24 protein-coding genes and 1 pseudogene are annotated in these 24,653 nt (G+C 42.4%); 18 read left to right on the top strand and 7 right to left on the bottom strand.

Annotated features, from left to right (window positions below):
• Nucleotides 1-41 precede the first annotated feature (41 nt).
• A pseudogene (locus tag RMY31_RS05560) lies at nt 42-1,538 on the bottom strand (catalase).
• Nucleotides 1,539-1,728: 190 nt separating this feature from the next.
• Nucleotides 1,729-2,001, bottom strand: a complete 273-nt coding sequence (yidD, locus tag RMY31_RS05555) for a membrane protein insertion efficiency factor YidD (RefSeq protein ID WP_322659212.1) — start codon at nt 1,999-2,001, stop codon at nt 1,729-1,731.
• Nucleotides 2,002-2,063: 62 nt separating this feature from the next.
• Here yidD and RMY31_RS05550 point away from each other — a divergent pair, with 62 nt between their 5' ends.
• Nucleotides 2,064-2,771, top strand: a complete 708-nt coding sequence (locus RMY31_RS05550) for an SEC59/DGK1/VTE5 family protein (protein ID WP_322659211.1) — start codon at nt 2,064-2,066, stop codon at nt 2,769-2,771.
• Nucleotides 2,772-2,784: 13 nt separating this feature from the next.
• On the opposite strand, the gene RMY31_RS05545 is transcribed toward RMY31_RS05550, so the two are convergent.
• Entirely contained in the window at nt 2,785-2,952 is a 168-nt protein-coding gene (locus RMY31_RS05545; RefSeq protein WP_322659210.1) for a hypothetical protein, read from the bottom strand.
• A 118-nt stretch (nt 2,953-3,070) separates the two neighbouring features.
• On the opposite strand from RMY31_RS05545, the gene RMY31_RS05540 reads away from it, so the two are divergent.
• The 7 genes from RMY31_RS05540 to RMY31_RS05510 all read left to right on the top strand — a co-directional run bounded on the left by RMY31_RS05540 (nt 3,071) and on the right by RMY31_RS05510 (nt 11,382).
• Nucleotides 3,071-3,781 carry a hypothetical protein gene (locus tag RMY31_RS05540; RefSeq protein ID WP_322659209.1) on the top strand — a complete coding sequence of 237 codons (711 nt, stop codon included), beginning with the start codon at nt 3,071-3,073 and terminating at the stop codon, nt 3,779-3,781.
• Between the two features lie 1,323 nt (nt 3,782-5,104).
• Nucleotides 5,105-6,922, top strand: a complete 1,818-nt coding sequence (locus tag RMY31_RS05535) for an HlyD family efflux transporter periplasmic adaptor subunit (RefSeq protein ID WP_322659208.1) — start codon at nt 5,105-5,107, stop codon at nt 6,920-6,922.
• 126 nt (nt 6,923-7,048) lie between these two features.
• Nucleotides 7,049-9,217, top strand: a complete 2,169-nt coding sequence (locus tag RMY31_RS05530) for a peptidase domain-containing ABC transporter (RefSeq protein WP_322659207.1) — start codon at nt 7,049-7,051, stop codon at nt 9,215-9,217.
• Between the two features lie 381 nt (nt 9,218-9,598).
• Nucleotides 9,599-9,811, top strand: a complete 213-nt coding sequence (locus tag RMY31_RS05525; RefSeq protein WP_322659206.1) for a hypothetical protein — start codon at nt 9,599-9,601, stop codon at nt 9,809-9,811.
• Between the two features lie 289 nt (nt 9,812-10,100).
• Nucleotides 10,101-10,397 (top strand): hypothetical protein, encoded by a 297-nt coding sequence (locus RMY31_RS05520; RefSeq protein ID WP_322659205.1) that lies wholly within the window; start codon nt 10,101-10,103, stop codon nt 10,395-10,397.
• Between the two features lie 48 nt (nt 10,398-10,445).
• The gene (locus tag RMY31_RS05515) at nt 10,446-10,652 is read left to right on the top strand and encodes a hypothetical protein (protein ID WP_322659204.1); all 207 of its coding nucleotides are present in this window, start codon (nt 10,446-10,448) and stop codon (nt 10,650-10,652) included.
• A gap of 526 nt (nt 10,653-11,178) precedes the next feature.
• A complete protein-coding gene (locus RMY31_RS05510; RefSeq protein ID WP_322659203.1) occupies nt 11,179-11,382 on the top strand; it encodes a hypothetical protein in 204 nt (67 codons plus the stop codon).
• Between the two features lie 207 nt (nt 11,383-11,589).
• On the opposite strand, the gene dnaN is transcribed toward RMY31_RS05510, so the two are convergent.
• Nucleotides 11,590-12,753 carry a DNA polymerase III subunit beta gene (gene dnaN, locus RMY31_RS05505; RefSeq protein ID WP_322659202.1) on the bottom strand — a complete coding sequence of 388 codons (1,164 nt, stop codon included), beginning with the start codon at nt 12,751-12,753 and terminating at the stop codon, nt 11,590-11,592.
• A gap of 495 nt (nt 12,754-13,248) precedes the next feature.
• On the opposite strand from dnaN, the gene fldA reads away from it, so the two are divergent.
• Both fldA and RMY31_RS05495 read left to right on the top strand, forming a co-directional pair.
• Nucleotides 13,249-13,761: a flavodoxin FldA gene (gene fldA / locus RMY31_RS05500; protein WP_322659201.1), complete on the top strand. Its 513-nt coding sequence runs from the start codon at nt 13,249-13,251 to the stop codon at nt 13,759-13,761.
• Nucleotides 13,762-13,923: 162 nt separating this feature from the next.
• Nucleotides 13,924-15,963 carry a response regulator gene (locus RMY31_RS05495; RefSeq protein WP_322659200.1) on the top strand — a complete coding sequence of 680 codons (2,040 nt, stop codon included), beginning with the start codon at nt 13,924-13,926 and terminating at the stop codon, nt 15,961-15,963.
• Nucleotides 15,964-16,182: 219 nt separating this feature from the next.
• Here RMY31_RS05495 and RMY31_RS05490 read toward each other — a convergent pair whose 3' ends face one another.
• Nucleotides 16,183-16,314, bottom strand: a complete 132-nt coding sequence (locus tag RMY31_RS05490; protein ID WP_322659199.1) for a hypothetical protein — start codon at nt 16,312-16,314, stop codon at nt 16,183-16,185.
• A gap of 55 nt (nt 16,315-16,369) precedes the next feature.
• Here RMY31_RS05490 and RMY31_RS05485 point away from each other — a divergent pair, with 55 nt between their 5' ends.
• Both RMY31_RS05485 and RMY31_RS05480 read left to right on the top strand, forming a co-directional pair.
• Nucleotides 16,370-16,753 (top strand): response regulator, encoded by a 384-nt coding sequence (locus RMY31_RS05485; RefSeq protein WP_322659198.1) that lies wholly within the window; start codon nt 16,370-16,372, stop codon nt 16,751-16,753.
• 770 nt (nt 16,754-17,523) lie between these two features.
• Complete coding sequence (locus RMY31_RS05480) at nt 17,524-17,691, top strand: hypothetical protein (protein ID WP_322659197.1); 168 nt, start codon at nt 17,524-17,526, stop codon at nt 17,689-17,691.
• Between the two features lie 4 nt (nt 17,692-17,695).
• Here the strand turns inward: RMY31_RS05480 and RMY31_RS05475 are convergent, their stop codons facing one another.
• A complete protein-coding gene (locus RMY31_RS05475) occupies nt 17,696-18,277 on the bottom strand; it encodes a hypothetical protein (protein WP_322659196.1) in 582 nt (193 codons plus the stop codon).
• A gap of 375 nt (nt 18,278-18,652) precedes the next feature.
• Between RMY31_RS05475 and RMY31_RS05470 the strand changes: the two genes are divergently transcribed.
• The 4 genes from RMY31_RS05470 to murQ all read left to right on the top strand — a co-directional run bounded on the left by RMY31_RS05470 (nt 18,653) and on the right by murQ (nt 21,017).
• Nucleotides 18,653-18,841, top strand: a complete 189-nt coding sequence (locus RMY31_RS05470; protein WP_409877398.1) for a hypothetical protein — start codon at nt 18,653-18,655, stop codon at nt 18,839-18,841.
• Nucleotides 18,842-19,162: 321 nt separating this feature from the next.
• Nucleotides 19,163-19,591: a DUF3110 domain-containing protein gene (locus RMY31_RS05465; protein WP_322659195.1), complete on the top strand. Its 429-nt coding sequence runs from the start codon at nt 19,163-19,165 to the stop codon at nt 19,589-19,591.
• Nucleotides 19,592-19,652: 61 nt separating this feature from the next.
• Nucleotides 19,653-19,826, top strand: a complete 174-nt coding sequence (locus RMY31_RS05460) for a hypothetical protein (protein WP_409877395.1) — start codon at nt 19,653-19,655, stop codon at nt 19,824-19,826.
• 270 nt (nt 19,827-20,096) lie between these two features.
• A complete protein-coding gene (gene murQ / locus RMY31_RS05455; protein WP_322659194.1) occupies nt 20,097-21,017 on the top strand; it encodes an N-acetylmuramic acid 6-phosphate etherase in 921 nt (306 codons plus the stop codon).
• A gap of 76 nt (nt 21,018-21,093) precedes the next feature.
• Here the strand turns inward: murQ and RMY31_RS05450 are convergent, their stop codons facing one another.
• Nucleotides 21,094-21,741 carry a carboxypeptidase-like regulatory domain-containing protein gene (locus RMY31_RS05450; protein WP_322659193.1) on the bottom strand — a complete coding sequence of 216 codons (648 nt, stop codon included), beginning with the start codon at nt 21,739-21,741 and terminating at the stop codon, nt 21,094-21,096.
• Nucleotides 21,742-22,309: 568 nt separating this feature from the next.
• Between RMY31_RS05450 and RMY31_RS05445 the strand changes: the two genes are divergently transcribed.
• Nucleotides 22,310-22,987 (top strand): polysaccharide deacetylase family protein, encoded by a 678-nt coding sequence (locus RMY31_RS05445; RefSeq protein WP_322659192.1) that lies wholly within the window; start codon nt 22,310-22,312, stop codon nt 22,985-22,987.
• A 395-nt stretch (nt 22,988-23,382) separates the two neighbouring features.
• On the top strand, nt 23,383-23,946 hold the full coding sequence (locus RMY31_RS05440) for a DUF2808 domain-containing protein (protein WP_322659191.1): 564 nt from the start codon (nt 23,383-23,385) through the stop codon (nt 23,944-23,946).
• The last annotated feature ends 707 nt before the right edge of the window (nt 23,947-24,653 follow it).

Below are 24,653 nucleotides of genomic sequence, written 5' to 3'. Positions count from 1 at the left end.
GTCCCCTAACTTTAGGACAGCCAATTTAGCCAATAAATAATTTAAGCTGTTACAGGCTGAGGGTTATCTTGTTGGTTCTGTTGCAGTAAAGCCGGGTCAATTTCAATGTTCAATGCTTTAGCTACACGCTGACCGTAATCCATATCAGCCCGGAAGAAGTGGCATAGTTGGCGCATTTGGATATCTTGCCGCGCTCCACTTAAAGCTCCTGCGATCGCAGCTGCTGTCCGGTTCTTCTCGTCTTCAGAGAAAATTCGCCAGAGATTACCTGCTTGAGTATAATCATCTTGGTCGCGAGAGTCATAGCGATCGGCAACGACATCACCAAGAGCTAATCCAGGTTCTCGGTATTCCGGCGCTTCTTTGGGAGCATTGCTATCACTGTTGGGATAATAGTTGGGGCTACTACCACCGTAGCCTGTAGACATCGCCCCATCCCGTTGATAGTGCATGACTGGGCAACGAGGCTGGTTGACGGGCAATTGTTGATAGTTCGTGCCGACGCGATAGCGTTGAGCATCTGGGTAAGACATCAGTCGCGCTTGTAATACTTTGTCAGGGCTGGGGCCGATGCCGGGTGGAAACGCAGAAGGGCTAAAGGCTGCTTGCTCTACTTCTGCAAAATAGTTTTGGGGATTGCGGTTTAACTCCAAGATGCCAATTTCCATCAGCGGATACTCACTGTGGGGCCAAACCTTTGTCAGGTCGAAGGGATTCCACTTAAAGGTTTTAGCTTGTTCTTCAGTCATGACCTGGACTTTGACTGTCCAACTCGGAAACTCGCCCCGTTGAATTGATTCAAATAAATCCCGTTGGTGCGATTCGCGGTCAATGCCGATGAGATTAGCAGATTCTTCTCCTGTTAAATTCTTGATGCCCTGACGAGTCTTGAAATGGAATTTGCACCAGAAGCGCTCACCTGCGGCATTTACAAAGGACAAGGTGTGGCTACCATAGCCGTTCATGTGGCGGTAACTGGCGGGCAGCCCGCGATCGCTAAATAAAATTGTAACTTGGTGCAACGACTCCGGATTCAGCGACCAGAAATCCCACTGCATATTGGCATCCCGCAGATTAGTTTGGGGGTGACGCTTTTGAGTATGGATGAAGTTGGCAAACTTATACGGATCGCGAATGAAGAAGACGGGAGTGTTGTTACCTACCAAATCCCAGTTACCTTCTTCTGTGTAAAACTTGACTGCAAAGCCACGTACATCTCGTTCGCCATCTGCTGCACCTTTTTCCCCTGCCACGGTGGAAAAGCGCAAAAATACTTCGGTTTGCTTGCCTACTTCCGAGAGAAATTTCGCTTTTGTATAGTTGGGAATTGCTTTCGTTACCGTAAAGGTTCCGTAGGCTCCAGACCCCTTAGCATGAACCACCCGCTCTGGAATGCGCTCCCGGTTGAAGTGCTACATTTGCTCTAAAAGCTGTACATCCTGCAATAGTACCGGGCCGCGAACTCCTGCTGTCAGGGAGTTTTGATTATCTGCGATCGGACAACCAGTTGCTGTGGTCAAATTTTCGCCTTGGCTCATGAGATGAATTGTTCCTTCGTTGAAATAACTCATACTCATAACGAGTATGTATTTACTAATAGTATACTCATAACGACTACGCTTTGCTCATCATTCTTATATCTTTTTTAACATTTGGGTATGTATAGCAAGAGGCAAAAGGCAGAAAGCAGGAGGCAGAAGTAAGGAATTATCCCCCCTGCTTCGCCCCTTACTCCTTCCCAGAATCCAAAATATTGTTACTACAGCAATGCTCTGTAACTTGTGTTTCTAATTCTGGCACCGGATCGTAACCACCCGGATGAAATGGATGACAACGCAAAATCCGCCCAATTGCCATCCATCCACCGCGCCACACGCCAAATCTTTCAATTGCTTGGATTGCATACATAGAACAAGTTGGTTGAAAGCGACAAGTCGGCAGAAACAGTGGCGAAATAAACATTCTGTAACCTCGAATCAGCCCAATAAATAATAGTTTCATTACAGTTACCCATATCTTATAAATTAGAAACAAAGGTAAAAATTCCTCATCCTGTAACATCGTTGTTAACTTCAGTTCCCGGTTTCACCTCAATTCCATCCTTGTGGCTGCAAATTATCATAGTTGCAGTTTGGGTGTTACTAATCCTCTTAATTGCTTGGGTGGTAAAGCGTTTCGCCACAGACGAACCAGAAATAGTACGTAAGATAGTTCATATTGGCACTGGTAATGTGATTTTGCTGGCTTGGTGGCTAGATATGCCTGCGAGTTTAGGTATTACGGCTTCAATTGTAGCGAGTGCCGTCACTTTGTTGTCATACAGATTCCCGATTCTTCCTGGGATTGATAGCGTAGGTCGCCAAAGTCTAGGGACATTTTTTTATGCTGTCAGTTTTGGCATTTTAGTTGCTTGTTTTTGGTATTTGCAACAGCCCCAGTACGCAGTCATCGGAATTATGGTGATGACATGGGGAGATGGACTAGCGGCCCTAATTGGGCAACGCTTTGGTAAACATGAATATCAAGTATTTGGCAGTCAAAAAAGCTGGGAAGGCTCGTTAACTATGACCATAGTCAGCTATATGGTTAGTAGTTTGATTTTACTGAGTGTAGAAGGAAATGTTTGGCAAACCTGGGTAGTATCGCTGGCGATCGCTCTGGTAGCCACTGGCTTAGAAGCTGTGTCATTTTTAGGTATTGATAATTTGACAGTTCCTTTGGGTAGTGCTGCTTTGGCGTTTGCGTTAATTCAGTTATTGTCTTTTGGCTGACTGTTGGCTAAAGTCAAGCAGCAATTTTTTGGCGTAACGGCTGAGTGCGTAGACGCTTTGCGGTGAGACAGTCGCAGACAAGCACGGTTTCGTCGGTTGCGTTAGCGAGTCCTCGCCCAAGGGGCGACGCTAAAAGCGAACGAGTGTCACTGCCGAACTCGAAGGGCTTGTCGTTAGACATCACAGCCTAATGATTTTTTAATAATTTTGAGTAAATAACTTAATTTTTTTGTTAGGATTTTTCAAGCACTACCTCAAAATTATTCATCATCGCCACTATCTTTAGATAGAAATTTTGGATGACTGTTTTACCTTTTTCTCAGCCGTTATTGCGCGATAAACAAGAAGCTTTAGATATTCAAGACTTGCAAGGTCTATTACGACTTGAATTGAAAATTGGCAAGATTAGACTATTCTCTGGATTTTACACCCGCATAGATCAAGTTTTTGTTCTTTGGGGTCTAATATGTGCAGGTATGTTTCTGACAGCCCAGTTTTTGCCCATCAGTTGGCATACACAAGCAATTTGGTGGTCAGTCCTGACCTTTATCGGCACGATTACTATGGTGGCTTTGACTTGGTTTTGGGTGAGTATAGAACAGGTGCGTTGGCTGGTGTATTGTTGGGTGATTTTGATGCTAGGGGGTGTTGTTCTAACTGACGCAAGTATTTTTCTTTGTTGGGGAGAAATGTTAATGCGTCTATGTGCGCTATGGCTGGGATTAAGCAGTATTGGTTATTTATGTACAGCACTGGCGTTGCGATCGCGGGTCTTTTTACTGATAGCATCGATCCATCTATTAACAAGTGCAGTTATTTCCTGTTTTGGTCAATGGCAGTTTTTCGCCACTGGCATAGTTATGATGATTAGTTTACTGATACTAGCCGAGTTGCAGTGGGATATGCGTCCTCCAATTGACTCTGATATGTTAACTCCAGAACAAAAACAGTTTAACCAACAGCAGCATCAGTGCCGACAGTTAGCTGTTTTGAGAAATCTTCCACAATAACAAGTTGTCAGTTGTTATTCTCCTTGTCTCCCTCATCCCCTCATCTCTTCTGCTCCCACTGTTAGTTAGCTAAAATCTGGAAGTATCTATTTAAATTTTTCAAATAGCTTCAAAAACACCAAATATTGACTATACCCACTCTAGGGGTATTGCTATATCTACAAAAAATAGAAGATTTAATATCTACTTTGAGAAGTAAATGTACAGGTTGAATTTCTATCTCTAGATTTATGAATTCCTGACAAACAGTGCTTATAGTTGGGTACTTAGGTGGTCTACCCACCTGATTGCGTATTGAGGCAAAAAATCATGTCACATAAAATAATTGCATATGTGTTGTTTATCGTGTTATCTGATAAACAACAGAAGTTTCGAGTTGGCAGTACCAATTTAGCAATTAGTAACTCCAACGACTAGTACAGCACAGCATAAACCCAAATATCATAACTCACAACAAGCCGCTACGTGTCAACAAAACAGCGCAAAAGCTACATAAAAAAATTCTTTTGATGACTTCAAAGATAGCGGTAATAGCAACTTTAGAAGGGACAACCACTTTTGCTCTCCAAGGCAGCACCAACAAACTCCCTTGGTCAGAATAATGCAACCAATAGCGCATTACAAGATTTATTATGCTTGCGTGGAGTTATTCATACAGGCATTACAGGCTTAGATTTTGCAATTATCCTATAACAATTGTGACAGGTGAGATGGAAATCATCTATCACAGCACAAACCTTTGCCTATCTAAACACAAACTAGCTGAGTGTGAGTTCCTCAACATTTAACAGTGAAGAAGGAAACAAATTGTTGTACTACTATTTGTTTTAATTCCTTTCTTCTTCCAACTGGAAATTTACAAAATAGTGGTTGTGGCGCTGAGCATTTGTAGAGCTTTTGTGTCCTCTTACTCTATGTATGCCTAATACTCTAGTTAAATACTGCAAACAAAATTAAGTTTGCGAGTCAATCGCTGAAATCCTTTTTTGGACATAAAAAGGGGTTGGAGGAAGTTATTACTACTCGCTCAACGTAAGTGAGGACTTTGAGGGAGTTTGAGCTTTTTCCTCCATTTTCTCAACGCGTTGCCCGCATTTGAGATTTGAGAAAGATAACTTTTGCACGTCGTACATACCCTTCTCGTTCCCCTTTTTTGATTATAGACCATTGTCAAGCACGATCGCGGCTAAAAATAGCCGCATTTGTTACCGTTTCACCACATAGCAAGGGAGCAGGCGAAAAAGACGCAAGGACACGGGGATACGGGGACGCAAAGACAAAGAGAATGACTAATGACCAATGACTAAATAAAGGTGCAGTGCCGTGAACACCCTCCGCCAAGAAGAAAACAATTTCTGGCATGGTTTAAATGAACCCATTCTAGAGCAGTTGCCTGTAATTGAGGCTAATGAGTTTCTCCCCCATATTGGTAAATGGACAAATATTGGCGGGGGAATACTGCTAAGTATCTTTGTGGCAGGAATTAGCCTGACCTCTATTCTCAATTACAAAGTTACAGTTAAAGTCCCTGCAACTATCCGACCTGTGGGAGAACTACGCTTTGTTGAATCTGTCATTACTGGAACTGTGCAAAAGATTGAGGTTAAAGATAATCAAGTAGTGGCTCAGGGGGAAGCGATCGCTTATGTTGATGATTCCCGCTTGCGGACTCAAAAAAGCCAATTAGAAAACAATATTCAGCAGACTCAATTACAACTAAATCAAATTGATGCTCAAATCGGTGAAATCAATACTCAGATTGCAGCCCAGACAAGCTTAATTAACCGCACGATCATAGCTGCACAAGCTGAGCTAGGTGGTACTCAACGCAAATATGAAGATGAGCAAATTAAAGCCACAGCAGATATGACACAAGCACAAGCCGCTTTGACGTTAGCCAAGGTACAACGAGACAGATTGCGGCGGGAAAAAGTCTTAACAGCAACTTTGCAAGAAACAGAAGCCGCTTTGACGTTAGCTAAAGTACAACGAGATCGATTGCAACGAGAAAAAGTCTTAACAGCAACTTTGCAAGAAGCAGAAGCAGGCTTAACGTTAGCTAAAGTGCAACGAGACAGATTGCAGCGAGACAAAGTCTTAACAGCAGCCGTGCAAGAAGCAGAAGCAGCTTTGATATTAGCCAAAGTGCAACGCGATCGCTTGCAGCCGATAGTAGCATCGGGAGCCGTTTCTCGCAATTTCTTTGAAGAAAAAGAACAAGCAGTAAAATCGGCTGAGGCAAAGCTAGAGCAAGCTAAAGCTAGCGCTAAAAATCTCTTGGAGGAAAAAGTACAAGCAGTGAAATCGGCTGAGGCGAAGTTGGAACAAGCTAAAGCTAACGCTAAAAATCTCTTGGAGGAAAAAGGACAAGCAGTGAAATCGGCTGAGGCGAAGCTAGAGCAAGCTAAAGCTAATGCTAAAAATCTCCTGGAGGAAAAAGACCAAGCTTTGCAAATCGCGCAAACGAACCTAGAAAAAGCTAAAACTGCGATCGATCCTAGTAATGCTTCTGTAACCGTGGCAGCTGAACGGATTAGGCAAGAACAAGCAAAAGGTGAGGCTACCTTAGCCGCTTTGAAAAAAGAAAGAGAGACTCTGCTTCAGCAACGCCTAGAATTCCAAAAACAACTCGATCGCACTTACAAAGAACTGCAACAAATAGAAAACGACTTAAATAAAAGTGTAATTCGAGCGCCGATCGCAGGTACCCTCTTACAATTGAAACTTCGCAACCCCGGACAGGCAGTACAACCGAGTGAAGCTATTGCTCAGATTGCTCCCCTCGATGCGCCAATGCTAATTAAGGCTCAAGTGCCAGCTCAAGATATTGACAAGGTAAAAGCAGGTCAAAAAGTGCAGATGCAAGTTTCTGCTTGCCCTTATCCAGACTACGGCACTCTCAAGGGTACTGTTAAAACAATTGCACCAGATGCCCTACCAGTCGAAAACAACGCAACTCCAAGCGTTACACAGGTTAAAGCCTATGAGGTAACTATTGAACCACAAACTATGTATGTGGGTAAAAGCTATCGCCAGTGTCAGTTGAAATCTGGGATGGAAGGCAGAGCTGATATTATCTCTCGTCAAGAAACAGTACTCCATTTCCTTCTCCGTAAAGCAAGATTAATCACAGATTTTTAGAGGATTGGGTACTGGTGACTGGGGACTAGATATTGGGAAAAAGATTATAGTCATAAATTCTTTCCATCCTCAATACCCAATCACCAATCCCCAGTCCTTTGTTCACCAATCTCATAGGTCTACACCATGTTTGGTCTATTCAAACTCCAAAAAAATTACCAGTGCGTTTTACAGTTGAGTGAAGAAGACTGTGGGGCAGCTTGTCTAGCTTCAATTTGCAAACATTATGGACGCTTCTTAAGCATCAATCGCAGCCGAGAAGCCGTAGGAACTGGACAGCTAGGAACAACCATGTTAGGACTAAAACGTGGTTCTGAGACTTTGGGTTTTAATGCTAGGGCTGTGAAAGCTTCCCCAGCGATTATAGACAGAATCAAAGAAATTCAGCTGCCGGCGATCGTACATTGGCGAGGCTACCACTGGGTTGTTTTATACGCCCAGCGGGGCAGAAAGTATATTATTGCCGATCCATCTGTGGGTCTTCGTTATGTTAATCGAGAAGAGTTAACAACAGCTTGGAATGGTGTAATGCTCTTACTAGAGCCAGATCCAGAACGCTTTTTTGAGCAGCCCCAAGAAGAGGCAAAGGGTGGTTTAGGACGCTTTTTTAAACGTATTTGGCCTTATCGTGGGTTACTGACTCATGTTTTAGCGATCAACGCTGTCCTCGGACTACTGGCTCTAGCTACTCCTATCATGATTCAACTGCTTACAGATGATGTCTTGGTGCGGGGAGATATGCAGTTACTCACAGTTGTGGTAACGGCCGTTATAGTTATGACCTTGTTCAGCAGTAGTCTGCGAATACTCCAAGGCACGATGATTGCTCACTTTGGACAACGGCTGCAATTAGGACTAGTCTTGGAGTTTGGGCGAAAAATTCTCCAGTTGCCCTTGAATTTCTACGAAGCTCGCCGTAGTGGCGAAATCACTAGCCGATTGCGAGATATCAATGAAATCAATCAGTTAGTATCGCAAATTGTGGTTCTTTTACCCAGTCAGTTTTTCGTTGCGGTAGTTTCTTTTAGCTTTATGTTGTTTTATAGCTGGCAGTTAACACTAGCAGTTGTTTTCTTCGGCATTTTAATCACCCTATCCACCCTGCCTTTTTTACCCATCCTCCAACAAAAGACCCGTAATCTTTTGGTTTTAGGAGCAGAAAATCAAGGCGTTTTAGTAGAAACCTTTAAAGGCGCACAGGTACTGAAAACTACAAATGCCGCACCCCAATTTTGGGATGAATTTCAAAGTCGTTTTGGTCGCCTTGCCAATCTCAATTTCAGTACCATCCAAATTGGAATTATCAACAATACTGTTGCTAATCTTCTGACTACCATCGGTGGTGTCGTTTTACTTGGGCTAGGGAGCATCCTGGTGATTCAGGGAGAATTAAGCATCGGTCAAATGCTGGCTTTTAATACTTTACAAGTCAATGTTTTAAATTTAATTGATTCGTTAGTTGGCTTAACGGATGAATATTTCCGCTCTCAAACAGCAATCTCTCGGCTCTTAGAAGTGATTGATGCTACACCAGAAGTCGTTGGAGGTAGTCAAAAACCAATTGCACAAATTCCTAGTGATGCAGATATTTGTTGTTCTCATGTCACGTTTCACCATCCTGGCAGAGTTGACTTACTGGAGGATTTTTCTATTAAGCTGCCTGGAGGGCAAGTTATTGCTTTGATTGGTAAATCTGGTTGTGGCAAAAGTACCTTAGCAAAATTGATAGCAGGTTTATATCAACCGAACTTTGGCAATATCCGTATTGGTCTGTATAACATGCAAGACCTTGCCTTAGATTGTCTGCGACAACAAGTAGTTTATGTACCCCAAGAACCTCATTTCTGGAGTCGCTCGATTTTAGATAATTTTCGCTTAGGAACGCCTTATATTGCTTTTGAAGAAATTGTCAAAGCTTGCTATGTTGCTGATGCGGATGGCTTTATCAGTCAACTTCCTAATAATTACCAAACTGTTTTAGGAGAATTTGGGGCAAATCTTTCTGGTGGACAAAGACAAAGATTAGCGATCGCCAGAGGAATTCTCACCGATCCACCTGTACTGATTTTAGATGAAGCAACTGCGGGACTAGACCCAGTTAGTGAATCTCAAGTAATGGATCGGCTCTTGGAATACCGAAAAGGTAAAACTACAATTTTAATTACTCATCGTCCTAGTGTAGTCAATCGTGCTGATTGGATTGTGCTAATAGAGAAAGGTCAGGTACAAATACAAGGTACTCTAGAAACTTTTATCTCGCAACCAGGAGAACATTTACAGTTTTTATCAGTATGAAAATTTTGCTCGGATAATTTGATAACTACTCTTTTAATCAGTTCAATTTAATAAATACGTAATATCAACATAGAACAGTGATATTACTGTTCTATGTTGATATTTTTGCATGTATTTAAAACTGGCAAATAGTCCTATTTTAAGCACTAGAATATGTAGTAAAAATATAATATAAACTTATTTTATCGAGCATATTAGAAATATTTAATCTCAACAAAACTAACAAATATTTTTGCTTTATTATTTAAACATTCATGAGTCAAAAGAATGATATTTTTTTTATAAACTTACAACTTTAGCATAGTTTAAAAGATGGGCTAATAATTAATAATAAAAGCATAGGTGATTAACACCTATATACGTAAGTGAGGTAAACAATTTATGTCCATGCAAATGATGTCTGACTTACTTGAGGACTTATCCACAGAGCAACAACAAATTCTAGCTGGTGGAGTTAAAGTACCTGAAGAAGAAGGTCGCGAAGAAGAAGATGATAATGATGATGATGCAGGTTCTCCCTTGATTCCTATTGGAGGTACTCGCCTTTACAAAATTAAGAGCAGAAGCCTCGTTCGCGTGCGAAGACTACGCTAAACTTAGCAACTCGTAGGAGAGGATAAGATTCTCATAACTTACTCTAAACAAATTAGGTTTTTAGTAAGTTGAGATAGTCTTCTACATTCTCTTAAGGCATTAAATCAATGACTTAGGAATCATAAAGGAAAGTACTATAGCTAGCACTTTCCTTTCTATTCTCTCCTTACTTTAAATGCAAATAGTTTTGACTAGTTGATGAACATATCTTTACAGTATCACTCAATGTAGTGGCTGTAAATTTGCATAGATCGAGGAACTTTTCTGTACCAAATTGAGGTAATCAATTATGTCAGATCGACTCATCACATCTAATTTGCTGGTGGCATTATCCACAGAACAACAGCAGATTTTAGCTGGAGGTCGCAGGATCAACCTTGGTAATGCTGGCTCCGATGAAGATGATTTTGGTGATAGCAGTTTTGATGAAGGTGACTCCGATGAAGGTGACTTTGGTAACAACAGATCGAGAGGTATTCGCTTGAGATCGGGAAATCTTCGCTTAGGCGGTGGCGACTTCAGTGGCGATGGCTTTGGCAGCCGTAGGGGAGTTACTTTCTTGAAACTTACGTTTTTGTCAATGTAAATCAGACCAATAATCGTAATTTGTATTAAGTGAGTGAGGTAATCAATCATGTCAGTTCAATCCATCCAACCTGAGTTATTTGTAGAACTATCTACAGAACAACAACAGCTTTTATCTGGCGGACAATTTGGCAGATTTCCTGGAGGTGACGGACAATTCTCTCAAAGTAGACCCGATATTACTGTCCGTGGTATTCTCACTGATGCTAGTGGTCAAAGTTTTCCTGTCCGCATTTTAGGCTTTATTTCTCAATAAACTCTCTTTGCTAAATTGGCAATTAGTAATGACAAAAAAGACTCGTATAACTGCCTCAAAATAAATTATATTTTGAGAAAGTTTCTGTAGTCATACATGTTCTCCTGAGGTATTACATCAAAGAGCCAAAGAGCAGAAAGTAAAGTACTAGCTGTAGTTTTTAACTTTCTGCTTTTTTCTGATTAATGAAGCGACGATTAAAATAAAAAATTATACACTTATGAAACATGTTAATTAATAAATAGCATGGCAAGCGATCGCCAGTATTAAAAAACCAAAAATCTTGAATTTATTCAAACAATCAAGCTAAGATCATATTGTTACCTTCATAATATAATTTTATTTAAATCATGATATTATCGAGCGTAATCCAAAAGTCTTAATTTTATTTTTTTACTTTCTAACTTTAGGATAATTTAGTATCTATAAAATCCATTTAAAAATAAAAGAATAGGTATTACACATCTATGTTTCTCATAAAAATATATGTGTGTAAAACCTATGCAAGTAAGTGAGGTAAATAATTATGTCAGATCAAATCATCACGTCTGATTTGCTTGTGGATTTATCTACAGAGCAACAGCAGCTTGTAACTGGTGGAACAATCTACGGTTACGGATATGGCGGATTCGGCAAATTCGGCGGCTATGGCCCTTATGGTCGTGGTTTTGGTGCTTATGGTCGTGGATTTGGTGCTTATGGTCGTGGTTTTGGTTCTCCCTACTGCTAAGTCTGCAAAGTATACAGACTCCGTAGTTCCATAGTTAATCAGAGGGTGTAGGATGTAGTGAGACTGTCTCCAGTTTCCTACCCCCCTACCCCTTAGTCAGATGCGAAGGTTTCAAAATTTCCCGTGAAAAGTCAGGGGGGTTAGGTTTTTGATTACTGAATCGATGCTGGCTCCCCCTACACCCGCCTCAAAGGGGCTTGGTCACATTTAATTCCTAATTTGTACTGGCATCGCTAAATAGATCATCTTCAAACCACCCAATGGCGTGAAAATTACTGGAGTTAGGTTTTGATTCAGATGCATTTGAATTTCCGAAGATGGCAAGGCTTTTAAACCTTCCATCAAATATTTGACATTAAAAGCTACTTCTATATCTTGTCCAGATATTTGTGCTGACATTGACTCTCTACCGCTACCCATTTCTTGTGCTTCACAAGATAGGGTAAGTTCTTGGGCACTGCTATCAATGGTAAGTTTAACAATATTATTTTTCTGATCGGCTAATACGGCAATTCGCTCCAAAGTACTTAAGAATTGTCGTCGCTCAACTGTTACTTGTCGCTCAAATTGTCGGGGAATGAGTTGCCGATATGTAGGATATTGCCCTTCTAAGGTACGGCTGGTCAAGCGTTGATTTTGCCATGCAAACACAACTTGACCTCTATCTAAATATAAAGCTATTGATTCATCGGCAGCGGCGTTATGAGCTAACATCCGTTCTAGTTCGCGTAAAGCCCTAGCTGGCACTGTAACCTCTAGTTGACCGCTACCTCCGAGAGGACGATCGTTAATGGTTTCCACCACTGCTAAACGGTGTCCATCGGTAGCTGCGAATTCCAAAGTGTCTTCTTTAACTGTGAGATGCACTCCCGTGAGTACTTGCTTAGTTTCATCGCCACTGGTAGCAAATAATGAACCTCGTAATCCTTCAATTAATGCGGTGGTAGTCAGATGCAGTGGTTCAGTATTTTCGATCGCAGGTAATTCCGGAAACTCTTCCGCTCCCATTGCTCGCACTTGGTAATGTCCACTCTTTGGCGTGAGTGTCATAATTAAACCTTCTCCTCCAGAGGTTTCAGTTAAGAGCGCTGATTCATCGTCTAGGGTAATTTCTCCCTCTGGAAGACGAGAGGTAATGTCTACAAGCAGCTTTGCTGGAAGTGCGATCGCGCCTCCTTGCCATACATCTGCGTTAAAGCTAGTGCGGATACCTAAGCTGAGATCGAAGGCTGTTAAACTTACCTGGTTAGTTTGAGCATCCGCTTGCAGCAGCACGTTGGCAAGTACCGGATGAGTCGGTCGTGACGGAACAGCACGGCTGACGAGTGAGAGGTTTGTACTAAGGTCACTTTGGGCGCAAACTAATTTCATAGTCAGATTCAGCTAGCGATCGACTATGGTAGCATCCTTTAGCTGTTATGTATGGACAAAGCACAGGGTTAGCAATAATTACAGCCCAACTGTTATGCCGATCGCATAGTTTGACAGCCAAAAATCAAATTCTAGGTTGATGTTGTGTTACAGAGTAGTTACAACCTGACATTCAGATGAGTATACCAAAATGAAATCAACACCCATGAATTTACGCCGTTAGATATAAGTTATTCTCAATCCATTCGGTAGATGAAGAGCTATATTGATTAACTTAAACTTAGTTGCATTACTGAGTAAAATTTGGCGTTAACAATACTGATTGTCTGCGATTTGGTACAAACTATATATTACAGCATCAATAAAAAACTCTTCAATCAAATTTAAAAATTAATCACAAATATTCAATATTTGAATTTAGGAATGTCTAGCTAATTATTATTGATAAATGTATCGGCAGTGCATATTTTTTAGAACAATACCAAAGGAGTAAACATGTCTAATATTGGTTTGTTTTTTGGTACTCAAACAGGCAATACCCAAACTGAATCAGAAACAATTCAAAAAGAGTTTGGTGGTGACAATGTTGTAAATTTGCATGACATTTCACAAGCTGAGTCAAGTGATTTTAATAACTACAACTATATCATTGTTGGTTGCCCTACGTGGAATGTCGGTGAGTTACAAAGTGATTGGGAAGATTTTTATGATGAATTAGATAACATTGACTTTAGTGGCAAAAAAGTAGCTTATTTTGGACCTGGAGATCAAGTTGGTTATCCTGATACCTTTCAAGATGCGCTTGGTATTCTAGAGGAAAAAATTTCAGAGAATGGTGGAGAAACAGTAGGCTATTGGCCTACAGAAGGTTATGAATTTAGCGAGTCTAAAGCTCTTCGCAATGGAAAATTTGTAGGTCTGGCGCTTGATGAAGATAATCAATCCGATTTAACGGAGGAACGAATCAAAACCTGGGTTACACAACTGAAGCAAGAGTTTGGTTTGTAACGTTTTATTCACTAATAAATAAGTTTGAGAATCCTTTGCCTGTCTCAAAAATGAAACTGCGCGAAAGGAACTATTGAAAGCTGCAATTAATGAAAACCGTTCTCTAAAACAAGTTAGCTTGCCTTTGAGATACTTGACTCAAATGCCTGAAAGATAGGTTTTATGAAACTGCTTATCGTTGAGGACGATCGAGACACGGCAGCTGCTCTCACCACTTCCCTGGTAGCACAGCAGTTTACGGTCGATACTGCTAGTGATGGTCGATCGGCACTGGAGCTAGCCGAGGCAACAGAGTATGACTTGATCGTGCTGGATGTAATGCTGCCGGAGAAGGATGGCATCCACCTATGTCGTCAACTGAGGGAACAGAATCAGCAAGAGCCGATTTTGTTGCTCACGGCGAAGGTAGATCCGGCAGATCGGGTAGCGGGCTTTGAGGCAGGAGCCGATGACTATGTTACCAAACCCTACGAGCTATCGGAACTGCTGGCTCGGATTCGGGCATTGCTGCGGCGGGGCAGCACAGTATTAACCAAAGTATTTTGCTGGGGCGGGTTGCAGCTCGATCCGAATAACTGCGAAGTCACCTATCAAAACAAACCCCTGCATCTCACGCCTAAGGAATACAAACTGCTGGAGCTATTTTTGCGGCATCCGCGCCGGATTTTTGACCGACGGACTCTGCTCGATCGCGTCTGGTCGATTGATGAATATCCGGGCGAAGAGGCAGTAACAACCCAGATTCGAGGGTTGCGGCGAAAACTCCAGATGGCAGGGCTAAATCCCGATCCTATCGAAACATTGTATGGGCTGGGGTATCGGCTGAAACCTGTGCCAGAGGAGCAGGGGGGCAAGGGAGCAGAGGGGCAGAACTGTTCTCACGAGTTTTTGGCTTCGGAATCTAGTACTGCTATTGATGCACAGGCAGAAACAGTGGCGGCGATTCAGCAGATGTGGCAGGAGTCTCAGGAGCGGTTGCAGGGACAATTGGCAAAGTTGGAGGAAGCGATCGCCCACCTCTTTACCAACACACTCACCCCTGAGCAGCGGCAGCACGCTCATAGCGTCGCTCATCGGCTAATTGGCTCTTTGGGGGCATTTAGTATTCCGCAAGCGGCAGAACTTGCCCGCCAGATCGAATGTACCCTAAAAACACCCGCGACTGCTGTGCAATCAGAGGAAGCAGTTCAACTAGAATCGCTGTTTCAGCAACTGAGGCAAGCCACTCACCAACTGCCCACTTTTTCTGTACCATTGCCCACTCCAGCGGTGGACAAACAAGATACGGAGATGGAAAGATGCAATGAACAGTCGGTTGCTTTGGTTCCCAAGGTTAAAGGAACTGCTTTCTCCAGAGGAGTTCTCGTAGAGTACCCAAAAGGCGACGCAAATAGCCTCTCAAATATATTCTCTGCCTCCCCATATCCTCTTGCCCTGCGTCCCTATGTCCTCTTCAAACCCAACAACTGCCATGTTTTGCTGGTTGATGATGATACAGAGTTGATTGAACGAATGCAGGCAGATGCCCCTAACTGGGGCGTTCACCTAGAAACTGCTACCGACCTCACTATCGCCCGCCACCGCCTTCAGTACATCACACCCGATGCGATTGTGTTGGATCTCTCTTTTCCTAATACCAGCGAAAGCGGCTTGACCCTGCTGGCACAGTTGAAGCGTCAGTATCCCAGCATTCCTGTGCTGGTGCTGACCGGACAGGGCGATTTGACCAAGCGCGTGGAAGTCACCCATCTGGGAGCTAATGCTTTTCTGCAAAAGCCTGCCACGCCCACTGAGGTGTTCCAGGTCGTGACTCAACTCTTTAAACGGATTGACGCGATCGCTGCCAAAGTGCTGATTGTAGATGACGATCCAGAATTATTAAGCCTGTTACAAGCCCAACTGCAACCTTGGGGCTTTCAGGTCACAACCTTGGCAGACCCAAGCCAGTTCTGGCAACTTCTGGAAGCGACGACTCCTGACTTGCTATTGCTCGATATATGTATGCCAGGGTTCAGCGGCATTGAACTGTGCCAAGTGGTCAAGAACGATCCGCGCTGGAGTCAGCTACCTGTATTGTTCCTTTCAGCTCATGCCGATGCTGACACCCTGTATCGGGCATTGGCAGTGGGGGCAGATGACTACATCTTAAAGCCGATCGTAGAAGCCGATTTGATTCAGCGAATTTTGAATTTTAAGCGTTGATATAGGACTCCTATGTGATTTTTGCGAAGCTAGGTACAACTCAAAGAGCTTTGTTTTCTGTTGCCCTTTGGGTGACGCTCGTGACGCTCGTTCGCGTAGCGTCTCCCCTTGGGAGAAGACTCGCTAATACTGCGCTAACGCTCTTAGCATCTTACGCCACTTGCTCCACTTGGGGAAACCCCAAGACCCACAAGGGGTGACGCTCCTGCGTTGCTAACGCTACGCTAACGGCAGTTCCTCTTTGGGGAAACCACCATCGCTCTTAGCGTCTCCCCTTGGGAGAAGACCGGACTGCCTCACCGCAGTGGCTCCCCAAGACCGCACTACTTCACCTGTTGCCTGCCTACCCAAGTAAGTATGAGCGCAAGACCTTGCTCACCTTCATTACGAATTACGAATTAGTATTATGTTCTCTTATGCAAAGCGATGTATTCTAGTGATTGACGATGAACCTGACCTGTGCTGCATTGTCAAGCTCACTCTAGAACGCCTCAAAAGCTGGAAAATCCTTACCACCGAGTCTGCACAAGCAGGACTGGCGCAGGCAGAAATGCAGCAGCCCGATGTGATTTTGCTCGATTTGGCCCTGCCTAGTGAAGACGGACTTACTCTACTGCAAATCTTAAAAACTAATTCGACTACGCAGTCGATTCCGGTAATCTTGTTTACCGCAACAGATCCATCATCCAATTCGCTCAAATTTGACCCTGCTGACGTTGCTGGAGTGATCCTTAAGCCATTCAATGTCTTCCAGCTTGCCGATCAGATTATTGAGCAACTAGGTTGGTGATGCATATTTAATTTTGTTGACCGATCTGACTTTTCCCATTAAGTCTCAAAAAGCCTGCTGAGAGAGGATTCTGGATAAAGTACAGCATATACAGTACAGTAATTGAAATCGGATGCTAAAATTTTGCAACCTGTGAATTGGGCGAATTGGGCGATCGCGCAACTCCATCAGCGCCTTACCAGCTTCAAAAAATGTCCGCTCCACCTTTCACTTCAGATGTAAGCGCTCTCTCAACTTTGCCTTAATCAACTCTGATATTTCGATTGACTGCATTCTCAATAATTATCAATCTTTTTCTCCCTCATTGATTCTTGAAACCTATACCATTCCTTGCCTTCATCCTTAATCAACCGTCGAACTCACATTTAGTATAAAGGGTGAAAGCAAATCTCAAATAGGCGATCGCTTGCTACTAGATTCAGATATTATCAACCACATCAGCGATTATGCAAAGTGTTTCCCAATATCCGATGCGGGTTAAGTGTGTAACTTTGGCTTGGCATACCCTCAAAGCGACGCTGGGTTCCATTGAAACTATGGCATATCTTTAATTTATCGGCTTCAATGCTATTGCGATCGCTCATAATACAGTATCAGATGCAGTAGTTTCCACTGCATTACCTCGTTCTCAAAAAATACATTCTTTCACCTTTTGGTATTATTTAGCACTTAAGGGATAACTTCTCGACAACAAATATACTTCTTCAGAAATTTGCTGTTTTGAAATTGATGATATAAATTAGTGCTGAGTTTTCTAGGATAATTCATCAATGACAACAACACAGACTAATTCAACTACACAAGACAAAAAATCTGCCAAGAAGAGACAACAGTCTTTTCCTGCCATGAATATTGGTACTCCTAAAGCACCACTCCGCAAACCCAACAAGACAAAACAAGAGCATGAGTTACTCAGTGACTGGGATCACGCGAGTTAATTTGCTACTTTTGTGCCTTCCACTCACACAGTTGAGATGGAGGTGTCATGCGAGGGCGATTATATTGATAAAATCCCTCAAGATTTAGTGAAGCATGGCGGTATAAAATCCGCTTAACAGCATCCTCGCCATTATTGGCAGTGCTAATGAGATGTCCTTGACTAAGTGTCAAGCGTTGCTCTAAATCCCACTTAAATACAGATTCCGGTGTATTTTTTAATTGATTAACACCCCACAATATCGCTAAAGCTTCACCTGCGATGAGATTATTGTCTACTGTTCCGCGAATACAGATAAAGTTGTCTGAGTGAGGATAGCCGTAATATCCATTCAGGCGATTCCCAACTTTGCTGAAATTCAAACAAACTCCAGCTCCGTCTCGCCAGTCCTTGGGGTCGGGTTGACTACAAAATTGGTAGTTACCATTTGCTAAAGTTGCAATATTGGCTGACTGGACTGCAATCCAAGACTTCTGTGTTGGCAGCAATGGAATTTTACCTTTAACTTGGCTGTCAGAAATTAGCGAATTTGCTAATAGAGTTGCAAAGACCACACCCAAGTTTAAGAGATTGCTTTTAATGTGCATAATCTCACCTCCAACTCTTAGGGAGGCTAGATTTCTTGGGATATTCGAGATTCGATTTGGCTAAATTCTACACGACCGGAGCCGCAGAAATTGCCAAAAATACTAGCAGTGCCAAAATAAACAGAGTAATTTTAACAATTAAGTAGGTACTAGGATCGAATAGTGAAAAATTGTGAGTCATAGTACACCTCTACTTACAAATCTCCTAGAATCGTTTGAGGCGTTGAGAAAGATATGGAAGCAGAGGTAGTATCTTCGTCCAAACTCTGTCTCCCTATATCTTTATTTTCTACCAAAAATGGATACATGAGATGTTAAGTGAAATAAAGAATGGAGAACCGGGGATTTATTTCATCTCCCTTGTCTGTTTGAAGTTTGCTCGGAGGGAGACCACACCACTTGCTACCCTATCCTGCGGGAACCCTCTTCAAGGAAACGGGAACGCCAAGGGCGAACGAGTATCTGCTTTGCAGTACGGGTGACGCTCTCTACGAGACGCTGCGCGAACGCAAGCTCGCTAACGCTACGCTAACGGCAGTGACGCTCCTACGTCGATACCGCTAGCGCTAACGCAACCGACGGAAACCGCGCTTGTCTGCGACTGCCTTACCGCTACGCTAACACCAATGTAGTGGTTCCTTCTTGCGACTTCTCTACTTGTCCCTTCATCTCCCTTATCCCTTGTCTTTTGCACTGATAGTTGTAGGTTTATCAAGAATGGGTGAGAATTCATTTCATCTCATCTAACCTAAAATTTACAATCGGTATGTTCAAGGTAATTGGCGCTCTTTGAAAAATATGAATAAAGTGAAAATTGTTGCTGTGACTTTCCTCAGGGCGCAACGTAGAACTTTAATATGAATAGACCTCAGAACAAAAGGACAGATGATTACACCAATGCGTGTTTTTGTATTGATTTTTAATGCTCACACAGAAAATGAGGGGATTCACACTATTCGGGTAGGCGATCGCAATAAAATTCTGATGTTCGAGTCAGAAGATGACGCTCTGCGCTTTGCTTTATTGTTGGAAGCTCAGGATTTTCCCGTACCGACAGTAGAAGCGCTTGATGCTGAAGAAATCAAGGAATTTTGCGAAAGTGCTGGGTATGAATGGGAAATCGTCCCGGAAAATGCTCCTTTAATTAGTAAAGTCCCAGAACTAAATGTGGAAGAAACTGACTGGCAACCAGATGCTGATAATGACAATATTAGTGAGGACATTATTGACTCTGACCAAGTGCCACAAGCAGAGCCAGGGTTATCGGATTCTGAATTAGACAGAATTCGTCGCCAACTAGAAGGATTGTTGTGATTAGTCATTTAGTCATTAGTAGAGACGCGATTAATCGCGTCTGTACAGTTGTCATTAGTTAATGGTCATTGGCAAACAGCAACTGACCCTTATAGGTGATGCTCGTAACGCTCGTGACGCTCGAGGACTCGCTAACGCTGTGCTATCGCGTAGCATCTCACGCCACTTGCTCCACTTGGGGAAACCCCAAGACCCACAAGCGGTGACGCTCGCAAGCTCGCTAACGCGGCGCTAACGGCAGTTCCTCTTTGGGGGAACCACCAAGACCGGACTCCGCAGTGGCTCCCTTTAGGAGAAGACTCGCTAACACTGCGCTAACACTTTTAGTGTCGGTCCTTGGACGAGGACTCGCACTTCGCTGCACTAACGGCAGTTGCTACTCTACGGGAAGGCGGAACGCCTACAACTTTGGGAAAGGGAGCAACGCACTGCCTCCCCAAGGCACTGTCTCACAACTGATAACCCACAAAAGACAAGTGACAAACGACAGAGGAACAAAGGACAAATGACAAATTTGCAGGAACGCGGGCATCTTTTGACTGAGCAAGTAAATCCTAACAGTCTTAACTTAGACCAACTCAGTTCTCTGGAATTGGTAGAACTGTTCAATAACGAAGACCAGAAAGCAGTTGAGGCAGTTGCTGCGGTTAAAATTCAGTTAGCTGAAGCGATTGAGCGAACTGCGGAGCGTTTGCACCAAGGAGGACGCTTGTTTTATGTTGGTGCAGGGACAAGTGGCAGGTTAGGAGTGTTAGACGCGGCTGAATGTCCACCTACTTTTTGTACACCTCCTGAACTGGTACAGGGAATTATTGCTGGTGGTGCTGGTGCATTGGTTCGCAGTTCTGAGGATTTAGAAGACCGTGCTGAAGATGGAGAAGCCGCGATCGCTCAAAGACATGTTACACAACTAGATGTAGTAGTCGGCATTACTGCTGGCGGTACTACACCTTTTGTTCACGGTGCGCTAAATGCTGCCCGTCAGCGGGGAGCCATAACTATTTTTATCGCCTGTGTTCCTGCGGCACAAGTCAGCTTTGAGGCAGATATTGATATTCGCCTGTTGACCGGGCCAGAGGTGCTAGCTGGTTCAACTCGCCTGAAAGCTGGTACAGCAACGAAGTTAACCTTAAATATTCTTTCCACCGGAGTGATGGTCAAGTTGGGCAAAGTTTATGGCAATCGTATGGTGGATGTAGCGGTAACAAATCAAAAGTTGCGCGATCGCGCTTTGCGAATTTTGCAAGACCTCACAGGTTTAAGTCGAGAAGCCGCAGGTTTCATCCTAGAACATAGTGGCAAGTGGGTCAAACTAGCATTGTTGATGCACTGGACTGGTTTGGAAAAAGACGCAGGCGATCGGCTCTTGTCAGAACATCAAGGTAATCTGCGCTCAGCTGTTGAAAGCTACAAAAACGACAAGTAACTCTGAGCATTTTTGATTACTAGTAAGGAGTAATTGGCTTGTAGAAATTACTTCTTACTATGTATGATTAATTAATCTACTTAGTCAAAATACCAACTTTATTTGTAAAAGAATTTACACCAAATTGTAGATTGAGTTCTTGAAAAGCTTCAGAAACGCTATTGAGTTCTACAGAGTGGGGAGCAGCTTGCTGACCGTTGATATACAGTACATAATTACCTTCTTGTATGTGTTCTAGATAGTAAACTCCCGCCTCATTTGTGACGGAGAATAAGCGTTGTTTAGAAGTTGTGCGAACAGCTTCCACTCTCGCTCCACTGAGTGGCTTACCTTCAGCATCCATTACAATGTCAGATATCGTATACGACTTGATGAGTGGCACTAAAACAGGTGTATAGCTTCCTGCAACTACGTCAACGGCATAGGTATTGACAGCAGCTTGCCAATCCGGTGGAAATCCAGCAGGATCGAGATCGAGCCGATATGTACCTGGAGCCAGCCGCATAGTTAATGTGGCGCTTCCAGCTGTACCACTAGCTATGCTACTGAGAGTTGTTCCCGCTACATTCAGTCCTAAAGTCCCGTTAGTAACATTGGAAAAAGTACAAGATGAAGGGACATTTGCAGTGAAATGAACATCAGCAGAACCAGCTTTAGCAACAGAGTTAAAAGCAACGGTTCCACACAAAATTACAGCAGAAGCTATTAGAGATTTGCGAATCATTTGTTTTTCCTTGAATCAATTTGACTGTATTCAGATTAATGTGACCGTAATATTTTTGAAATTCGTAATAGTTCTGCTTTCAGAATTTGCAGACTTCAGTGTTTTTTGGGTGGATTTTTTGCATTACCCTTACGTAGTAGATTGACATGAGGTGTTGTATTGCGTGCAGACTGTGCTGAGTTTAAAGTGAATCAAAAATTCGTAACCCTTAGAGAGCATAACTTTTAGCTCCTCAAGCCAATTAGCACGAGCGGGTTCGTAAAGCATAAGATATAGCTTTGTCAAGGAAAGACTTCCTGATTAACGATCTAGGACACACCTAGGTAACTACGAGGAATCACTTGCTGCTAGTGGTCATATTCACGGTTATCTGGCAACGATTAACTTGACCGTCTGCCACAATTGATAAAGAACAAAAGGTCTTTGAGAAAGCGAAAGCCAGACTTGTTGGACTGTTGTACTTTCTAATGTTGACTGTTGAGGGGTCAGACCTCTCGTTAATCTAAATAATTTTGCCAGATTAGTTATTAGTTCTAAAAAAATTGAAACTTAAGGTAAGAGACTCAAGATGCAATTAGCTCCCCTATTTCCAATTTTTTACCGCATTCTCCAACCGACTTTTCCCAACTGCCTTTGGAGTGGCGATCGCAATTCTAAAGCGATCGCGCTGACATTTGATGATGGCCCTCATCCTCGATACACACCCGAAATGTTGAAAGTATTAGATTATTACAACATTAAAGCGAGTTTTTTTTGGTTGGGTGCTTGCGTCAACCGTTCGCCAGACATCGCCAAGGCAATATGCGATCGCGGACATTGGATAGGATTGCATGGCTACGATCATCGCTCTTTTCCCATGCTTTCCCCAAAAGACCTCAAAGACAATTTAGAAAAAACCCAAGTTGCTATCTACAATGCTTGTAATCTGCTACCCGAACAAGTGCGCGATGTTCGACCACCCAACGGCTTATTCACTCCGAAAACATTAAAGTTATTTCTTGAGTGGAATTACCGTCCAGTTATGTGGAGTGTTGTACCTGAAGATTGGGTACTACCAGGAGTTACTACTGTAGTTGAGCGAGTTCTCAACCAAGTACAAAACGGTTCGCTGATTGTCTTGCATGATGGTGCTTGCGGTGGACAAGATGTTGCAGCAACAATCAAGATTCTGATTCCGCAATTACTACAGCAAGGCTACCAATTCGTGACTGTTGATACTCTTGGGCAGCAGGCACAAATCAACTAAAGCTTTATTAATCTTGAAACTAATAAATTAGATTTAGACTACTATTTTTTAAGTAAATTCACTTGCTAATCTACGGTAAATCTATCTATTTTTAGGTGTTTTTACTAGTAAAAAGCCCAGTAAAACCATCGTTTTTTCGGGCATTTAAATAATAAAAAATGTCCCAAAATTACAGGCTAACTTTCATATAAATTATCCATTTTGTCTGTGTAAAAAAAGAATAATTGCTATACTAAAAAGCACCAGAATAGTTTAAAAATATTAGTCGCAAATTTGCTTGCAGTGGCTGATTAGCACGACTGCAAACATTGATTTGTCCATACTGTCTATGGGAATTTAAATCCAAACTCAAACTATTTAAACCCAAAGAAAATCATCGAGGTGCCAATACAATTATGAAGTACATTAGTGGGTTATTAAGCACAGTAATTGTTGTTAGTGCGGGAATGTCGTCATTACCTGAGTTGGGAGCCAATGCAGTTACTTTGGGTAATGGCGCGATCGCCTTTGCCCAACCACCACGTTTGGTAAGTGCCAGCACTCCATACACTGACACAAGCGTTTCGGATACAACATACTATTTCACGCTGGAAGTGCCAGCTACTGCCGGGGAACCGCTGCAACAGGTTACCTTTAACCAGATTCAAGGCACGGAAGATATTGACTTGAATCAGAACAATACTTTTGCTTTTGAAGGAACACGCGATCGCCAAGGAACAAAGTTGGCACTGAAAGCCGTGAAAAGCAACGACAAACAGCAGACCTTAGTAGTAAACTTTGACTCTCCCATACCGCCAGGTAAAACAGTCACTATTGGTCTGCGGTCTTACCGCAATCCCTTTGCTGATGGCGTATATTTAATTGGCGTGACAGCATTTCCCTATGGACGACAAACTGTCGGTCAATTTCTCGGCATTGGTCGCTTGCAATTTTACAAAGACACCTACACAGAGAGTTAATTTAATTGGCTCGTCTGAATCGTTCAGCACAGAATCTACTATATTTACCCATTAAGGACAAGTATGATTCTTGTCCTTAATTTTTTTGCGAAAGTTTTTAGTACCGAAAGCACCAATTTTATAAGTATTATTACTAAATTTTCATAAATCCTTGTTTTTTAGCGCAATATATGCGATTCTCACAACTACATACTACACTAAACTTATCAGTTTATAGTATTTTAAATATAAGTGAAGTTAGGAGGTGAGCCACTAGAGTAGACGGGTTCCCAAGGTACTCTGTTGCGGAGACATTGCAAGATAAATTGCAAGTTCAATAACTTGTCTTTTTTGTCTACGTACTCTGCGGTTAATTAAATCAATCCAATCACTAAAAAGCTTGCTAATACACATAACCCAGTTAGTATGACGGAAATAATATCTGAAGATATTTTAAAGTTTGTAAATAATCAGTTGGTATCTCAGGAAGTATGAGAAATCAAAGTTGTTACTTTTAATTATTGGATACAGTCACACACTGCTTTTAAAGTTCGATTCATTGATGCCAATTTTTTTCAATATAAGCCTTTCATGAAGGTAGCAATAGTTCGAGTTATTTATGATGTTAAATTTATTGTTTATCTGCTCAATTAGATGCTTGTTGATGAATTCACCGCAATCTATGGCATATTAAATAGTCAAATCTACAAAATATACTTTAGCAATAG

Source organism: Dendronalium sp. ChiSLP03b, from assembly GCF_034531165.2.
GTDB classification, from domain to species: domain Bacteria; phylum Cyanobacteriota; class Cyanobacteriia; order Cyanobacteriales; family Nostocaceae; genus Dendronalium; species Dendronalium minutum.
Note: the sequence above shows the minus strand (reverse complement) of the source record. Positions and strands in the feature narration are given on the sequence as shown.

Coding starts and splice junctions, on each gene's coding strand:
- yidD (WP_322659212.1), bottom strand. CDS start 2,001: ATGAAACTATTATTTATTGGGCTGATTCGAGGTTACAGAATGTTTATT.
- RMY31_RS05530 (WP_322659207.1), top strand. CDS start 7,049: ATGTTTGGTCTATTCAAACTCCAAAAAAATTACCAGTGCGTTTTACAG.
- RMY31_RS05515 (WP_322659204.1), top strand. CDS start 10,446: ATGTCAGTTCAATCCATCCAACCTGAGTTATTTGTAGAACTATCTACA.
- RMY31_RS05480 (WP_322659197.1), top strand. CDS start 17,524: ATGACAACAACACAGACTAATTCAACTACACAAGACAAAAAATCTGCC.
- RMY31_RS05450 (WP_322659193.1), bottom strand. CDS start 21,741: ATGATTCGCAAATCTCTAATAGCTTCTGCTGTAATTTTGTGTGGAACC.
- RMY31_RS05520 (WP_322659205.1), top strand. CDS start 10,101: ATGTCAGATCGACTCATCACATCTAATTTGCTGGTGGCATTATCCACA.
- RMY31_RS05440 (WP_322659191.1), top strand. CDS start 23,383: ATGAAGTACATTAGTGGGTTATTAAGCACAGTAATTGTTGTTAGTGCG.
- RMY31_RS05495 (WP_322659200.1), top strand. CDS start 13,924: ATGAAACTGCTTATCGTTGAGGACGATCGAGACACGGCAGCTGCTCTC.
- RMY31_RS05510 (WP_322659203.1), top strand. CDS start 11,179: ATGTCAGATCAAATCATCACGTCTGATTTGCTTGTGGATTTATCTACA.
- murQ (WP_322659194.1), top strand. CDS start 20,097: ATGACAAATTTGCAGGAACGCGGGCATCTTTTGACTGAGCAAGTAAAT.
- dnaN (WP_322659202.1), bottom strand. CDS start 12,753: ATGAAATTAGTTTGCGCCCAAAGTGACCTTAGTACAAACCTCTCACTC.
- RMY31_RS05460 (WP_409877395.1), top strand. CDS start 19,653: ATGGTCATTGGCAAACAGCAACTGACCCTTATAGGTGATGCTCGTAAC.
- RMY31_RS05485 (WP_322659198.1), top strand. CDS start 16,370: ATGTTCTCTTATGCAAAGCGATGTATTCTAGTGATTGACGATGAACCT.
- RMY31_RS05445 (WP_322659192.1), top strand. CDS start 22,310: ATGCAATTAGCTCCCCTATTTCCAATTTTTTACCGCATTCTCCAACCG.
- fldA (WP_322659201.1), top strand. CDS start 13,249: ATGTCTAATATTGGTTTGTTTTTTGGTACTCAAACAGGCAATACCCAA.
- RMY31_RS05540 (WP_322659209.1), top strand. CDS start 3,071: ATGACTGTTTTACCTTTTTCTCAGCCGTTATTGCGCGATAAACAAGAA.
- RMY31_RS05475 (WP_322659196.1), bottom strand. CDS start 18,277: ATGCACATTAAAAGCAATCTCTTAAACTTGGGTGTGGTCTTTGCAACT.
- RMY31_RS05545 (WP_322659210.1), bottom strand. CDS start 2,952: ATGTCTAACGACAAGCCCTTCGAGTTCGGCAGTGACACTCGTTCGCTT.
- RMY31_RS05465 (WP_322659195.1), top strand. CDS start 19,163: ATGATTACACCAATGCGTGTTTTTGTATTGATTTTTAATGCTCACACA.
- RMY31_RS05525 (WP_322659206.1), top strand. CDS start 9,599: ATGTCCATGCAAATGATGTCTGACTTACTTGAGGACTTATCCACAGAG.